A 15,151-nucleotide genomic window follows, 5' to 3' on the forward strand; every position below is an offset into this window, starting at 1 on the left:
CTTGTTTCCTTAGGAATGCCCATTCCAGACTCAACTGTCAACACTATTGGGGGTGGTTCCGATATAGAGACCACGCCGATTAATGGTTTTTCCGGTATATCGAGCCCCCACAACCTCAATATAAGCCTTTTGTTAATAGTGATTTACCACGTTTTCTCTGACATCTCGCCCTTGGGGATTGACGGATGCAATTCGAGATTCCATAGTGTTGACACTTTGGAGGGGTGCTCGGTGACGTTTAGAGAACTGACGACAGATTTCGATTTGGAGGTCGATGTCCTAATCGTGGGGGCAGGAGGCTGCGGTTTGGTCGCTGCTATCGCCGCCGATGCTGCGGGTGCCTCGGTAGCCATTGCTGAAAAACAATCTTGTCTCTCGGGCAATACGGCGCTTTCAAGTGGATCAATTCCCGCCGCCGGGTCGCGCTTGCAGCGCGCCGCAGGGATTGAAGATTCTCCCGAACGCTTTGCTAAAGACATCCTGCAAGTAAGTGGCCCGCACGACGCCGAACATCTTACCAATTGCCTGGCGCAGCTTTCCGCAGAACTTGTCGAATGGCTGATTGATGACGCGCATGTCTCCCTGACCCTCGTGACCAGCTACCGCCATGTCGGGCATTCCGTTGCGCGGCTACACTCGCCGCCTTCGCGCACGGGGCAGGAGCTGTTGAGAGATCTTGAGGCGGAAGCGGGACGGCGTGGCATTCCGATCGCCTTGGGCCAGCCGGTGCGTGAATTGATTGTGCGGGGCGGTGTCGTCTGCGGTGCGATAGTAGATGGTGATAGAGGCTCAGTGAGCCGCATCGGCGCCCGCGCAGTTATCCTTGCGACAAACGGTTTTGGCGCGGCGCCGGATTTGATCGCTAAGTACTGCCCAACAGCACAGGCTGCCGCCTATGGTGGCGCGCCTGGTTCAACCGGAGAGGCATTAATATGGGGGGCGGCTTTGGGCGCAGCAACCGGCAATCTCGAAGCCTTTCAGGGTCATGCTGGATTAGCTCTTCGCAGTGGGGCCTTGATGACATGGACTGTCGCCGAGCGAGGCGGAATTGTCATCAATGGCGGTGGACAGCGCATCGGCGATGAAACGTGCGGCTATTCTGCCTTAGCCTCAACGGAACTGGCGCACGAAGGCCCGTTTTATATGGTTTACAGCGCGCAGATTGAAGCAGATGTTGCGGCTGGCCAGCCCGAGTTCGCTCAGGTCGCAGAGATAGGCGATGTCTTCTGCGCTGACGATGCCGCGTCTCTGGCCAAACAAATTGGCGTACCTGAAGCCGCGCTGCGGGACGCGCTGGCGCAATCTGCTGATGACGGGGCAAATGATCCTCACGGGCGCAGAGCTTGGGGTTTCGGGCCCTTAAAGGCGCCCTATCGGGCGACTGAAGTTCACCCAGCATTGTTTCATACCCAAGGTGGATTGGCCGTCGACACCCGAGCGCGCGTTCTGCGAAAGGACGGGGAGCCGATCAGGGGGCTTTATGCAGGCGGTGGAGCCGCTACGGGCATTTCAGGTCGACGGGGCAGCGACGGATATGTGTCGGGCAACGGTCTTTTATCGGCTTTGGGTCTGGGCTTGATAGCCGGGCGCGAAGCGGCACGCCATGCTGCAGAGCAGAGCGTCGCACTACGGACGAAAGTTAATCACGACATTCAACAAGGAGAAATGACATGAAGTTTACAGTAACGGCAATCATGGCAACGGCGGCGCTGGCGCTTGGCGTTTCAGCCGCAGGGGCGGAAGAATTTCCAACCCGGTCGGTGACCATTATCGTTCCCTATTCACCTGGATCGACCGACACGATGGCCCGCACGCTGGCCAAAGAGATGTCCGACGAACTGGGCCAGCCAGTTGTCGTGGAAACGCGTCCCGGCGCAGGTGGCACCGTCGGTGGTGCCGCCGTGGCAAGCGCCGATCCCGATGGATATACGCTGCTATTTGCTGTGTCTTCGGTTCAAACGGTGGCGCCTCATCAACGCGATCTACCCTACGGGTTCGATGATCTGACCCCAGTCGCGCGGGTGGCCGTCGGCCCGAACATGATCGCGGCGCGAACTGGCGCGCCCTTTTCCACCATCGAAGAGCTGGTCGCTTTCGCCAAAGAGAACCCGGGCGAAGTGAGCTACGGTTCTGCCGGAACGGGCGGTGCTACCCATATCGCTGCAGAGGCCATCGCGCGCGCAGCGGGCATCGAGCTTTTTCACATTCCGTTTAATGGCGTGACGCCAGCGGTCGCTTCTGCCGTGGCGGGTGACGTCGATCTTGTGCTTGGCTTTGCCTCGGCGATCTTGCCCCAAGATGAGGGTAGAAAACTGGTCGCCCTTGCCCAGCTGAGCGAAAAGCGGACATCGGTTGCGCCCGACGTGCCGACGCTGATCGAAGGCGGGGTCGATTTGGCACTGCCGCCAAACACTGGCCTTTGGGCGCCCGCGGGTACACCGGATGAGGTGATTGCCACATTGTCTGCCGCTGTTGAGAAAGCCGCATCGAGCGAGAGCTTCCAGAACTTTACGAGCAGCGGTTTGACTGCGGTGGACTATGCGGATTCCGAGGCGTTTGTTGAAATCCTGAAGAAAGAAGACGCTTTCTTTGCGGATCTTCTGCCCACCCTAAAGCTTGAATAGCGAACTGCATCCGATGATTGCTGTTTAAAATTCAAAAGCAGTAACCGAAATTGAGGGGGCGTGTCACTGGCACGCCCCCCCTTTTTTTCATTGAGCGGACAGAGGTTAGCACCGGCCGCGCCAGTTTTCTTAGACCCAGGTTGCGGCCGGGGTCATGCTCTTGTTGGCTTGGTGTGCCGAGAGGATGAATGCACGGTCAGCTTTGATTGGACTGCCAGCCAAAAAAACCGGGGCGCGTAGGCCCCGGTTTCGATGCTAACTGTAAAGCTAAATCGCCTATCAGGCGCGAACCTGTTCGGCTTCACTTCCTGTCACATCAACACCCTCGATGGAGTTGAAGCGCTCTTCGAGGTCTTGATACTCCGAAAGTCCCATCAGGCCCCAAATATCTTCGATTGAAGCAAGTAAATCGGGGCGGTCGACAACTTCGCCAGTGGGTATAGCGTCACGCAATACGGCGAGTGCGGTTTCCATAGCTTTAAGCGCGGCTGCTGGCAACATTCGGGGCAGGGTGACGCGGCGGACGCCCAGTTCTTTCAGGCGGGCGATAGGGATCAAAGGTGTTGTGGGGCGCGATCGGATACCGAAACCCATGTTTACTGATACGGGAATGCCAACAGAATCCACCAGTTCCTTAATCTGCTCCTCGCCTTTGATGGCATCCGCGAAAATCAGATCGGCGCCCGCCTTCTCATAGAGCTTAGCGCGGCGAATTGCCCTTTCGAGACCCTCGACGGCAATGGCATCCGTCCGCGCCAGCACAACGAAATCATCGTCCCTGCGGGCGTCGCAAGCGGCTTCGATCTTGCGGGCCATTTCGCGCATATCGATCACGTCTTTGCCGGCCATATGGCCACATCGTTTGGGGCTGACCTGATCTTCAATGTTGATCCCGGCAACGCCTGCAGCTTCGAATTGCCGTGTGGTGTGCCAGACAGTCGCGGGATTGCCATAGCCAGTGTCGGCATCGGCCATCACGGGGATCGACGCGCAGCCCGCAATCATTCGGCAAGCATCAAGGTTGTCGGTCAGCCCCATTAGGCCAACGTCTTCATAGCCCATCCGGGCATTCGCAAGGCCGGCGCCGGTCGTACAGGCGGTCTTGAAGCCCATCTTTTCAACAAGACGGATGCTGTAGCCATCATATACGCCGGGCGAAACTAGGATATCCTCGCCTGCCAAGAGGTCTCGTAGACGTTTGGTGCTTTTCACGCTCTGCTTTCCTTTCTGTTCCGCCGTGGCCGCGGTTCTTCGCTGACTGGCGCTGGTTCTGCATCCAAGACCCGTTGGAGGGCTTCGGTTGCTCGTGAGATGTGCGCCCGCATCAGGGACTCTGCCAATTCGGCATCCCGCGCGCGCATAGCACGTAAGATCTGCCAGTGTTCTGCTGACGCATTTTCACGACGCTCGGCGGTTGACCCAGATCTGGCGCGGTAGAGACGCAGCAAGTAGTAAAGCTCATCACAGAGCAGCGATTGGATGCGACGGTTGCCAGATCCTTCGGCGATGCGCACGTGAACGTCAAAAATGCGCCCGTCTGATCCAGCGTCTTCGAAGTCTTGAAGCAACTGGTGTAGCCCGTCGTCCGACATATTCTGGGTCGCCAGTTTGACACTCATACCTTCTACACATTCGCGCAGTTGGAATATCTCGATCATGTCCTGCACATTCAGGTCCACCGCGCGGGCCTTGAAATATGCAGCCTTGGTGATCAGGCCGCGCCCCTGAAGGGCTTTCACCGCTTCGCGCACCGGGCCCCGGCTTACGTTGAAATGCTCGGCCAATGTCGCCTCGTTGACCACCCCACCGAGAGGAATTTCTCCCGTCAGTAGCATTTTGAAGATACCGTCGAATACAGTATCTACGAGGGTTCGTTGCTGGTCCATAACCGCACTCTATTTCTGTCAACACTTTTGACGACTTTAGAGGGTTAATCGAAGCAAGTAAAGTTCCTATGGGGTAAATTCCGGCAAACTTCGCAATAGTGTTGACACTTTTGCGCTGCGGGCGTATTTGAATCTCTATGGAGAATACCGAGCGTCAAAGCAAAGACATAGCCACCTTTACAACAGCCGCCAAAGGCGGGGCTGGATTGGTGATCGATTTGACGAGAATGCTCTCTGCGCGCGCAAACCCGCTGCCACGAAGCTTGCGGGTGGTGCTTGAAAACCTTGCCGTTCAAGCGCGAAGGGGCGCAGAGGTAGAGCAACAGATCGCGACGGTGACAAATTGGCATGCGGGATCCGATGAGATCACGGTTCCGCTTGCGGTCTCGCGGGTTATGCTGCCTGACTCAAGCGGCCTGCCTGCGCTTATGGACCTTGCCGCCGCCCGCGATGTATTTGTGGCACGCGGCGAAGACCCCGGCCTGATTGAGCCTGCGGTGCCAGTCACCTTGGTGGTTGACCATTCCTTGATCGTCGATGTCGCGGGTCATCCCAATGCGCGTCAGCACAATATACAAGAAGAGTACCGACGTAACTCTGAACGCTACGCGTTCTTTAAATGGGCCGAGCAGGCTTTCGACAAGTTGAAGGTGGTGCCGCCAGGATCTGGCATTATCCATCAGGTGCATCTGGAACGCATTGCCTCAGTCGTCACGCCGACGGATGTAGAGGATGGCTCCGTGCTGACAACAGAGTTCGTTCTCGGTTGTGACAGCCATACGTCTATGGCGGGCGGTTTGGGCATGTTGGCCTGGGGCGTCGGCGGCATTGATGGGGAAGCCGCCGCCCTGGGGTTGCCCTACGAAGTGCGCATTCCACGGGTTGTTGGTGTCGAGCTGACGGGCGCGTTGCGTCCCGAGACGACCACGACTGATCTCGTGCTGACCATTACCGAGCGTTTGCGAAACGTAGGTGTCGTAGGGGCCTTTGTCGAATTCTGCGGGGCAGGGGCCGAAAGTCTTACAGTTCCGGACCGGGCCACGATCGCGAATATGGCGCCCGAATATGGAGCAACCTGTGCCTTCTTTCCAATTGATGCTCAGACGACCGATTATTTGAAGGCTACGGGCCGGGATGGAAATCACGTTGCCATGGTCGAGGCCTATGCCCGTGCAACCGGACTTTGGTTCACACCGGGCGACCCGATGCCAGAGTACAGTGAGGTGGTTCAAGTCGATCTATCACGCATCGTCCCGAGCGTGGCAGGACCAAAGCGCCCCCAAGATCGGGTGCCGCTGGACCGCATTTCAACCTCTTTTCAAGAGGCCCTCACGGCACCGATCGGGCCGCATGGTTTCGGGATCGATCCGGCTTCCAAAGACGCCAGTGCTGATATCGAGATCGACGGAAAAGCATCTCGGTTGCACCATGGCAGCCTGACAATTGCGGCGATCACGTCTTGCACTAATACGTCAAACCCCTCTGTCATGCTGGCCGCCGGCCTTTTGGCCCGGAACGCTGTCGCGCGCGGTCTGCGTCCGCCGGTCCATGTTAAAACCTCAATGGCCCCGGGGTCGCGGTTGGTCGAGGACTACCTCGCTGAAGCCGGGCTGATGGCGCCGTTGGAGACACTTGGCTTCCATGTCGTAGGCATTGGTTGCACGACTTGTTCTGGCAAATCTGGCCCTCTGGCTCCCGGCGTGTCTGAAGCTGTTGCCGATAATGATCTGATCTGTGCGGCGATCCTATCTGGCAACCGCAATTTTGAAGGCCGTATACACAAGTCCGTTCGGGCGGCTTACCTTGCATCGCCACCGCTTGTGGTTGCTTTCGCGCTGACCGGGCGTATTGACGTCGATTTCGCGCATGAACCGATTGGCACCGATGCAAATGGCTGGCCGGTTATGTTGGCCGAGATCTGGCCCGACAGGGCGGAAATTGCAGCGCTCGAGCTTGAGAGCCAGCGCCCGGAGAGCTTTCGTAAGAGCTACGCCACACTCTTTGACGGCTCCGAGTTGTGGGACCAGTTGGAAATCCCCCTTGGGCCGGTATTCGAGTGGAGCGAGCACTCAACATATATCAAGCGCCCCCCATTCGTGGACCTTGCGACGGCTGACATTCCCGACAGGCTTGAGAACGCGCGCGCTTTGGTGGTGGCTAATGACAGCTTAACCACCGATTTCATCACACCTTCCGGAGAAATTCTGCCTGAAAGTCAGGCAGGAAAGTATCTAATCGATACGGGCGTTGAACCGAAGAACTTCAACGCTGTCACCCAACGGCGTGGCAATCACGAGTTCATGGCCCGCGTTACTTTCGCCAATCAACGCATGAAGAACGCATTGGCCGGCGGCGTGGAGGGTGGTTTTACCAAACTATCCGCCGAAGGCGAAAACATAACGATCTACGATGCCGCCAAAACGCTCCGGCACGAGGGGGTGCCCGCAATTATTCTTGCCGGTAAAGACTACGGCATGGGATCCAGCCGGGACTGGGCCGCCAAGGGGCCGAAGCTTTTGGGAGTGGTGGCTGTGCTTGCCGAAAGTTTCGAGCGCATCCACCGAGCGAATCTTATCGGCATGGGGATCACCCCACTCGTTTTTCCCTCCGGCACGACGCTACAGACACTTAAGCTTTCTGGTTTTGAGACTTTCTGCTTTGACGGTCTGGACGCCGGCATTGAGGAAAGCGCAAACGTGCGTGTGACGGCCCAAGCCCCGGACGGAACAGTCACTCGTTTCGACGCTTTGGTTGATGTGACTAGCCTGCACGAGCGCGGATTGCTGCGGGCTGGGGGGGTCTTTTCCGCGATCATGCGGAAGGCGGACCGTGGAACCATCAAAATGGATTCCGAACAATGACCGAGTTCGAACGCGCTATTGATGTGGTATTGGCCTATCTAGACGCGGTGGAACGACGTGATCTTGAGGCGGCGGAAAGCTTTGTCGGCGACGGCGATCTTGATCTGATTTTCCCCGGCGGGCGGCGGTTCAGCTCAGTGAAAGGCGCACTTTTGCGGTCTTCAGGCCGATATGCCCGAATATCAAAAAAGATTACCGGCACTGATGCATGGAAAAGCGAGCAGAACCTGCGGGTGCTCGTTACCGGCACGCTGGCAGGGGAGTGGCGCGACGGCAGCGCTTTCTCAGACGTGCGCTTTATCGACTGGTTTGAGCTGCACGACGGCAAGATTCTGCGGCAGCATGTATGGAATGACACTGGTGAGAAGCTGGTATCGGATATGAAGGAAACGCAGCAATGACCTACGATCTCTTGCTTCAAAACGGCGGAATCGTTTTGCCGGGCGAAGGGCGGGTTGCTGGCTCGATCGCCGTGAAGGAGGGGCGCATTGCCGCGATCCTCGCGGCTTCTGAAACGGCACAAGCCAAACGGGTCATCGACTGCGCCGGAAAATGGATTCTCCCGGGGGCCATCGATCCGCACACCCATGTGGGCTTCGGGGCAAAGGAAGAAGATTGGACGACAGAAAGCCGTACGGCGGCACTGGAGGGCGTCACGGGTCTAATGACCTTTTGGCGTTCCGACGATCTGGACGCCAGCACCCCCGCTTGGCGCGAGGAAGGCAAAACGCGCTCAGTCGTTGATTTCGGCTTTCATTTTGGTGTCACCTCGCGTGCGCATGTTGAACAGTTTCCTGTGCTGGCTGCGAAGTACGGTGTGACTTCGATGAAGGTTTATCTGATGTACAAAGGCGCCACGGGTGCTGCCAAGGGCATCACCGAGGTAGATGACGCCCTGCTGTTTCGCGCCCTGAAGTCGGCTGCATCGGTGAAAGGTGCGGTGGTCGGCGTGCATTGCGAGAACACCGAAGTGATCCCAGTGTTCCGCGAACCGCTGAAAGACGCCGGGCGGACGGATCTTGCTGCTTGGGACGAACAGAGCCCGGGATTTCTGGAGACTGAAAACGTCTTCCGCGTGGCTTATTTCGGAGAGAAAGCGGGCTGCCCGGTAAACATCGTGCATATGTCTTCGGCAGAGAGTTTGGACCTTGTGCGCCGTCTGCGCGGCCCGGACCGTCCGGCGATCAATGTTGAGACGTGCATCCATTATCTAAGCCTGACCCGCAACAGTGATATCGGTGAACTTGGGAAGGTCAATCCGCCTTTGCGCAGCCAAAGCGACGTTGATGCCTTGTGGGAGGGCGTGCGCGAGGGCGACATCCAAACAATCGGCAGCGATCACGTGGCCCGCAAACGCGCTACCAAAGGGCCGGACATTTGGCAGGCTTCTGCTGGGTTTCCCGGCATCGCGCAGATCTGGTCTGTCTTGGTCGAGGAAGGCTACTACAAGCGCGGTATCCCAATCGAAACGTTGGCCGCAACCGTCAGCCGCAATGTGGCCAGTCTGTATCATTTGCCCGGCAAAGGCAAAATTGCGCCGGGCTATGATGCGGATTTTGCCGTATTTGACCCCGAAGCAGCGACCACGGTCTCACATGAAAGCTTCCCGTCCCATTCCGACTATTCGCCTTATGAAGGCCAACGGTTTCGCGGGGCAGTGACCCATACGATCCTGCGGGGCACAGTTCTTTCGGAAAAAGGTGTCCTCACCCCCGATTTTGAAACGGCCCCTTACGGGCAATACCTGTTTCGCACCCCTTAGCACCAACAAAGAGAGTCCGACATGAGCGAACGCATCTGGGATAAATTTTTGACCGAAAAAGACAAACGCGTCTTTCAATTGGCCGGATACGGCAAACGCGGCGGCTTCGGCAGCCGGCCGGCGCTCTTTATCATCGACGTACAGTATAACTTCACCGGTGATGCGCCTGGAGAGGCACAGGAGGAGGGGCTGAAGAAATACCGTACACATTGCGGAGAAGCAGGCTGGAAAGCGGTGCCCTACATCGAAAGGCTGCTCAAGCTGGCGCGGGATAAAAATCTGCCGGTGTTCTATACGGTCTCCGAACGGCGTCCGGACATGATCGACAGTGGGGTGCAGGTCGGCAAGAGTCACCGGGGCACCGAGAACACCTCGACCGAAGGCTCACACGCCACCCAAACAGTCGCCCCGCTGGCACCACAGCCGCAGGATATCTTGATTGGCAAACGCAAGCCGTCTGCTTTCTTCGGCACGATTTTCATGAGCCATCTTAACTATCTCAATATCGACACGCTCATTATGACTGGTTGCACCAGCTCCGGCTGCCTGCGCGCGACAACAGTCGATGCTTACTCGTTCAACTTCAAAGTGGTGATCCCGGAAGAAACCGCATTTGACCGTTTTGAAGCCAGTCATGCCCTGAGCCTTTTCGACCTTAACTGCAAATATGCTGACGTGATCCCAACGAAAGAGGTCGAGGACTATATTGAAGGTCTACCAGCGCGTCCTTAGCCATGTAGAGGTGCGGGGTTTCCGCCTCGCACCTTTCAAGGCGATCGTTGATCTCTTGCCGCAACTCAAACTATTTTCAATAGGCAATATTTCGAGAAATATGGCGGGTGTTATCGTGGCCGAAAACTCGGGGAGTTGCGGCGAAAATTTCACTGGGATATTCGGAAAAGAAAACGTTGCGAGAGGCTGAACATGATCAAAATTGATACCCCTGAAGGGCCGATATTCGCCGAAGCGGAGATCCGCGGAATTCCGATCAATCCTTCGCAGCCGCCAGAGATGGGCTTCATCGACCCGACCAGACGCTGGCAGATCCAAGCTGAACGGGTTTGGTTAATGCAGCCTTGGATCATTGAGATCGGAGAGGGCTGCGAAGTGTTTGCCATAGTGCAGCATCAGGATTCTCCGAGGTCCTGGGGCAAGTTTGCAACGCGAGAGGCCGCGGCCGAGTTTGCCCTAAACCCGCCTCCGCTTCCGGTCTCTATAGACCCATCAGATGAGGATCTTAATTTCTGAAGTATCGCAAGCGCCCTGGGGAAGGTGAAATCGGTTCGAACCGCCAAAAGGGCCTTTATCATCAAAGCGCCTCGAACACAGCAGCCGCCAACCTGTACGTGGCCTGCTTTACGCCGGGTTGCGTGAGTGATGAGTGAGCTACCCCCCGAACATCGGACACTGACGTAAGCTGCGATTTGTAGTTTGCTGATCTTCAACACGAAGGAGATCAGGAATGTCGAAACGGAAGCAACATCACCCAGAATTCAAAGCCAAGGTGGCGTTGGAAGCGCTGAAAGGCGAAGAGACTGTCAGCGAGCTGGCCAGTCGGTTTGGAGTTCACCCGACGATGATCCATCAATGGAAACGTGCATTGCTTGAGGGCGCATCTGGTGTGTTCGAGCGAGGTAGCCGGAAGGCACCGGAAGTCGATGAAGAGCAGGTCAAAGGCCTGCATGCCAAGATTGGGGAGTTGGCCGTCGCCAACGATTTTTTGGCCAGAAAGCTCAAACCCTGGACCGGCAAGTGAGGTGCAAGATGATTGAGCCGAACATTCCGGGTCTGTCCGTCGGCAAGCAATGTTCCCTGCTGTCGATCTCGCGGTCGTCATTTTACTATGAACCCAAGGGTGAGAGCGAGATGAACCTCGATCTGATGCGCGTCATCGATAAGCAGTTCTTGGAAACCCCGTTTTACGGTGTGCGCCAAATGACGTGGCACCTGCGCAATGAACAGCATCTGGTGAACGAAAAGCGCATCCGACGCCTTATGCGGTTGATGGGTCTCATGCCGATCTACCAGAAACCCAACACGAGCAAGGCGGCGAAGGGTCACAAGATTTACCCCTACCTGCTGCGGGGGCTACGCGTGGATCGGCCAAATCAAGTTTGGTGCGCCGACATCACATATCTACCGATGCGGCGCGGCTTCCTTTATCTGGTGGCCATCATGGATTGGCACACGCGCAAGGTTCTGGCGTGGCGCATCTCGAACACGTTGGAGGCTGGCTTCTGCGTTGATGCGCTGAATGAGGCGATCCACAAGTTCGGCCCGCCAGACATAATGAACACGGACCAGGGCAGCCAGTTCACGTCTTTCGCTTGGACGAACAGGTTGCGGAGCGCAAACGTGCGCATCTCAATGGACGGCAAGGGCCGCTTCCTCCCCTCTCGGGACATCGCTGCGCGATACCCTGCCGGGCAAGGGATCAATATCTTTGTCGAACGGCTGTGGCGGTCACTGAAGTATGAATGCGTCTACCTGCATGCCTGGGAAACCGGGTCAGAGGCCCGAGATGGCGTCAGAAAATGGATCGAGTTCTACAACCACAAGCGCCCGCATTCTGCCCTTGGCGGCAAACCACCTGCTGTGGTCTATTGGCAGAGAATTGAAACAACCAACCACGATCAGCAAGTGCAAAGAGTAGCTTAAACTACGCCAGATCCTGTCCAACAAATGGGGAGTAGCTCAGTCCCGATGCCTACCTCCAGTGACTGTCTATGGTCTGAACGTCTGGCGGCTCCGGCGCTGATTTCGCCAAGCTGCTCAGCTCGCAAGTATGGCATCGCATAGCCAAGCGCGGTCAGGTCGTTCAACAAGCGGACATGAGGGCAAGCGAATTGTCGGGCCAAGTCCTCGGCTATGATTGACCAGCCGCGGTTGGTCAATCTGGCGCTGCCCTCATGCACCGGACCCGCAACCGCGATGACAATTTCGGAAGGGGAGGCGGTGACCTGTCCTTGCAGATAGTCCTCAATCACCGCAGCGATGCTTGCCCAGTCCGTATTCGCCTATCTTTTGACGGAGCCAGCCTTCAACGCCCGTCTGGCAGAGCGCCAGACGGGCGTTGGTGCCGCCGATATCCGCAACAAGACGCAGGGACATCAGTTCAGACGCAGGCCGGTGTCGGGCGCAAAATAGGAGACTTTGCCCAGATCGAATGCCAACCGCTGTGTCACGCCGGGTGAAGCGGTGGTTTCGGCGTGCAACCGCGCGGTGACATGTTTGCCGCCCAACTCCATGACGGCATAGGTGTCAGCACCAGCAGGTTCCACAATGTCGATCACGCAGTCGGCTTCTTGCGAGTTCGAGCCGGATTGCGCCTTTGCATCCGCAATGTTCTCGGGGCGCACGCCGATGATCACATCCTCCGGCAGGCTGAGGTTCTTGCGGTCCGTCAGCACCATCGGCCCGCCCGACTTGCGGGCAATTTCGATCCGGGTTCCGGCACTGTCTGATTTGGCCTTTGCCGGGATCAGGTTCATCGCCGGGCTGCCCATGAAGTCCGCCACAAAGAGGTTCGCCGGGTGGTTATAGATCTCTGCCGGCGTGCCAATCTGCTGAATGATTCCGCCTTTCATCACGACGATCTTGGTGGCAAGGGTCATCGCCTCAATCTGGTCGTGGGTTACATAGACCATAGAGGCGCCCAAACGCTGGTGCAGGGACTTGATCTCGGTCCGCATTTCGACGCGCAGCTTTGCATCAAGGTTGGACAACGGCTCATCAAAAAGGAACAGCTTCGGATCGCGCACCAAGGCGCGGCCCATGGCCACCCGCTGGCGCTGGCCGCCCGACAGATGGCCGGGTTTGCGGTTGAGCAATTGCTCGATCTGCAACTGTTGCGCTACATAGGCGAGCTTCTTGTCCTGCGTCGCCTGATCCACACCGCGGACCTTCATGCCGAAGGTGATGTTCTTGGCCACGGTCATCGTCGGGTAGAGGGCGTAAGATTGGAACACCATGGCGATGTCCCGGTCCTTGGGGCTGACATTGGTCATGTCGCGCCCCCCGATATGGACTTCGCCGCCGCTGATCGGCTCAAGCCCGGCGATACAGTTGAGCAAAGTCGATTTGCCGCAGCCGGATGGGCCGACCAGTACAAGGAAGTCACCCTGTTCGATCGACACGTTAATGTCTTTGAGGATCTCAATCGAGCCATAGCTCTTGTAGAGGTTGTTGATTTCGAGAATCGGAGCCATTGGTTTATCCTTTCACGGATCCAGCGGTCAGACCGCGGACAAAGTATTTCCCGGCAATCACATAGACCAAGAGGGTCGGCAGACCTGCGATGATCGCGGCGGCCATGTCCACGTTGTATGCCTTGATGCCAGTGGTCGAATTGACGATGTTGTTGAGCGCCACGGTGACGGGCTGGGTGCCTGCCTGACTGAACGAAACGCCGAAGAGGAAGTCATTCCAGATTTGGGTGAACTGCCAGATCACAGTCACCACGATGATCGGCAGCGACAGCGGCAGGAAGATCGACCAGAATATGCGGAAGAACCCCGCGCCATCCACTTTGGCCGCCTTGGTCAGTTCGGACGGGATCGAGACATAGTAATTGCGGAAAAACAGCGTGGTGAAGCCGAGCCCATAGATCACATGAACGAAGATCAGCCCCGGAATGGTGCCCGCCATGCCCATCAGCCCCAGCACCCGCGCCATCGGCAAAAGCACCACCTGAAAGGGGATGAAGCAGCCGAACAACATCAGCGAAAAGAACAGGTTCGCGCCACGAAAACTCCATTGTGCCACGACATAGCCGTTCATCGCACCAAGCAGCGTCGAGATTGCCACCGCCGGAAGGGCGATCAGCACAGAGTTCCAGAAGAATGGCCGCACCCCTTCGCATTGGATGCCGGTGCAGGCTTCTGACCATGCCGTGCGCCATGCGGCGAAAGTCACCTCGCGGGGCAGGGCGATCAGATCACCGGTGCGGATCTCCTCAAGGCTTTTCAGCGAGGTCGTCAGCATCACGAAAAGCGGCAGCAGGTAGAACAGTGCGAAGAGCACCAGTACGATGTAAAGCACCCACCGTAGGACGATCTTGCCTGTCTGGCGATCCGCCGGGGCCTGCGCCTGAGACATTGAGAGTTCAACCATCTTTGGACCTCAATTCCGAATAAAGATAAGGGACCACGATCGAGAAGACGACGAGCATCATAATCATGGCGGAACTGGCCGCTTGACCGATATCGCCGCGCGAAAACGCCATGGCATACATGTAGGTGGCAGGCAGATCGGTCGCATATCCCGGGCCGCCGCCGGTAAGCGCGATGACCAGATCAAAGCTTTTGACGGCAAGGTGTGACAGCACGATGAAGGCCGACAAGAAGATCGGCGCCATCGCCGGAATGATAATCGCGGTATAAACCCGCCATGTCGGGATACCGTCGACCTGAGCGGCCTTGATGATCTCGCCATCGACGGAGCGCAGACCGGCGAGAAACAGCGCCATCACGAAACCGGAGCTTTGCCAGATTGCCGCGAGGACGATCGTGTAAATCGCCATGTCGGGGTCAACAAGCCAGTCGAAGGTGAAATCTTCAAACCCCCAGCCGCGCACCATGGCCTCAAGACCAAGCCCCGGATTGAGGATCCATTTCCACGCCGTGCCGGTGACGATCATCGACAGCGCCATGGGGTAGAGGTAAATCGTGCGTATTGCGCCTTCGGTGCGGATGTTCTGGTCGAGTAAGATGGCCAGCGCGAGGCCCAGCACCATAGCGATTACGATAAACAGAATACCGAAGACGAAGAGGTTGCCAAAGGCCGTCTCCCAGCGGGGCGACGCAAACAGCCGCTCGTATTGAATGAAGCCTTCGATTTCATATTTTGGCAGCAGGCGCGAGCGCGTCAGCGAGACCCATGCGGTCCAGGCGATGAAGCCGTAGACGAAGATCAGAACTGCGATGAAAGAGGGCGCCAGAACCAATTTGGGCGTGTTTTCTTCAAGCCACTTGATCATTTGATTGTCCCGGATTTGGCCTGCCCCCACGAAAACGCGGG

The 15,151-nt window shown here is 57.3% G+C and carries 13 protein-coding genes and 1 pseudogene; 8 read left to right on the forward strand and 6 right to left on the reverse strand.

Features of this window, described 5'->3' with window-relative positions:
* The first annotated feature begins 15 nt into the window (after positions 1-15).
* Positions 16-1,674, forward strand: coding sequence for an FAD-dependent oxidoreductase (locus B5M07_RS03945; RefSeq protein WP_120350303.1), 1,659 nt, complete (start codon positions 16-18; stop codon positions 1,672-1,674).
* Positions 1,671-2,624 (forward strand): Bug family tripartite tricarboxylate transporter substrate binding protein, encoded by a 954-nt coding sequence (locus B5M07_RS03950; protein WP_120350304.1) that lies wholly within the window; start codon positions 1,671-1,673, stop codon positions 2,622-2,624. The genes B5M07_RS03945 and B5M07_RS03950 overlap by 4 nt, the downstream gene beginning before the upstream one ends.
* 279 nt (positions 2,625-2,903) lie before the next feature.
* Here B5M07_RS03950 and B5M07_RS03955 read toward each other — a convergent pair whose 3' ends face one another.
* Positions 2,904-3,836: an isocitrate lyase/PEP mutase family protein gene (locus B5M07_RS03955; protein ID WP_120350305.1), complete on the reverse strand. Its 933-nt coding sequence runs from the start codon at positions 3,834-3,836 to the stop codon at positions 2,904-2,906.
* Positions 3,833-4,510 carry a GntR family transcriptional regulator gene (locus tag B5M07_RS03960; RefSeq protein WP_120350306.1) on the reverse strand — a complete coding sequence of 226 codons (678 nt, stop codon included), beginning with the start codon at positions 4,508-4,510 and terminating at the stop codon, positions 3,833-3,835. Before B5M07_RS03960 ends, B5M07_RS03955 begins: the two co-directional genes overlap by 4 nt.
* Positions 4,511-4,647: 137 nt before the next feature.
* Between B5M07_RS03960 and acnA the strand changes: the two genes are divergently transcribed.
* From acnA to B5M07_RS03990, 6 genes are all read left to right on the forward strand, one after another.
* Positions 4,648-7,371, forward strand: a complete 2,724-nt coding sequence (acnA, locus tag B5M07_RS03965) for an aconitate hydratase AcnA (protein WP_120350307.1) — start codon at positions 4,648-4,650, stop codon at positions 7,369-7,371.
* Entirely contained in the window at positions 7,368-7,772 is a 405-nt protein-coding gene (locus tag B5M07_RS03970; protein ID WP_120350308.1) for a nuclear transport factor 2 family protein, read from the forward strand. Before acnA ends, B5M07_RS03970 begins: the two co-directional genes overlap by 4 nt.
* The gene (locus B5M07_RS03975; RefSeq protein ID WP_120350309.1) at positions 7,769-9,133 is read left to right on the forward strand and encodes a dihydroorotase; all 1,365 of its coding nucleotides are present in this window, start codon (positions 7,769-7,771) and stop codon (positions 9,131-9,133) included. The genes B5M07_RS03970 and B5M07_RS03975 overlap by 4 nt, the downstream gene beginning before the upstream one ends.
* Before the next feature lie 21 nt (positions 9,134-9,154).
* Entirely contained in the window at positions 9,155-9,865 is a 711-nt protein-coding gene (locus B5M07_RS03980; protein WP_120350310.1) for an isochorismatase family protein, read from the forward strand.
* Positions 9,866-10,057: 192 nt separating this feature from the next.
* Positions 10,058-10,381, forward strand: a complete 324-nt coding sequence (locus tag B5M07_RS03985; protein ID WP_120350311.1) for a hypothetical protein — start codon at positions 10,058-10,060, stop codon at positions 10,379-10,381.
* 214 nt (positions 10,382-10,595) lie between these two features.
* A protein-coding gene (locus B5M07_RS03990; RefSeq protein ID WP_441351389.1) for an IS3 family transposase occupies positions 10,596-11,791 on the forward strand; the annotation gives its coding sequence in 2 pieces (ribosomal slippage) (positions 10,596-10,848 and positions 10,848-11,791; 1,197 coding nt in all).
* Here the strand turns inward: B5M07_RS03990 and B5M07_RS19715 are convergent.
* The 4 genes and pseudogenes from B5M07_RS19715 to B5M07_RS04010 form a co-directional block, all read right to left on the reverse strand.
* Positions 11,788-12,135, reverse strand: a pseudogene (locus tag B5M07_RS19715) (glucokinase); the annotation flags it as partial. The gene B5M07_RS03990 and the pseudogene B5M07_RS19715 sit on opposite strands and share 4 nt — an antisense overlap.
* 108 nt (positions 12,136-12,243) lie before the next feature.
* Positions 12,244-13,341 (reverse strand): ABC transporter ATP-binding protein, encoded by a 1,098-nt coding sequence (locus B5M07_RS04000; RefSeq protein WP_120350313.1) that lies wholly within the window; start codon positions 13,339-13,341, stop codon positions 12,244-12,246.
* A gap of 4 nt (positions 13,342-13,345) precedes the next feature.
* Positions 13,346-14,245 (reverse strand): carbohydrate ABC transporter permease, encoded by a 900-nt coding sequence (locus B5M07_RS04005; protein WP_120350314.1) that lies wholly within the window; start codon positions 14,243-14,245, stop codon positions 13,346-13,348.
* Positions 14,238-15,110 (reverse strand): carbohydrate ABC transporter permease, encoded by an 873-nt coding sequence (locus B5M07_RS04010; RefSeq protein ID WP_120350315.1) that lies wholly within the window; start codon positions 15,108-15,110, stop codon positions 14,238-14,240. Before B5M07_RS04010 ends, B5M07_RS04005 begins: the two co-directional genes overlap by 8 nt.
* Positions 15,111-15,151 lie beyond the last annotated feature (41 nt).

This window comes from Sulfitobacter sp. D7 (genome assembly GCF_003611275.1).
Classification (GTDB): domain Bacteria; phylum Pseudomonadota; class Alphaproteobacteria; order Rhodobacterales; family Rhodobacteraceae; genus Sulfitobacter; species Sulfitobacter profundi.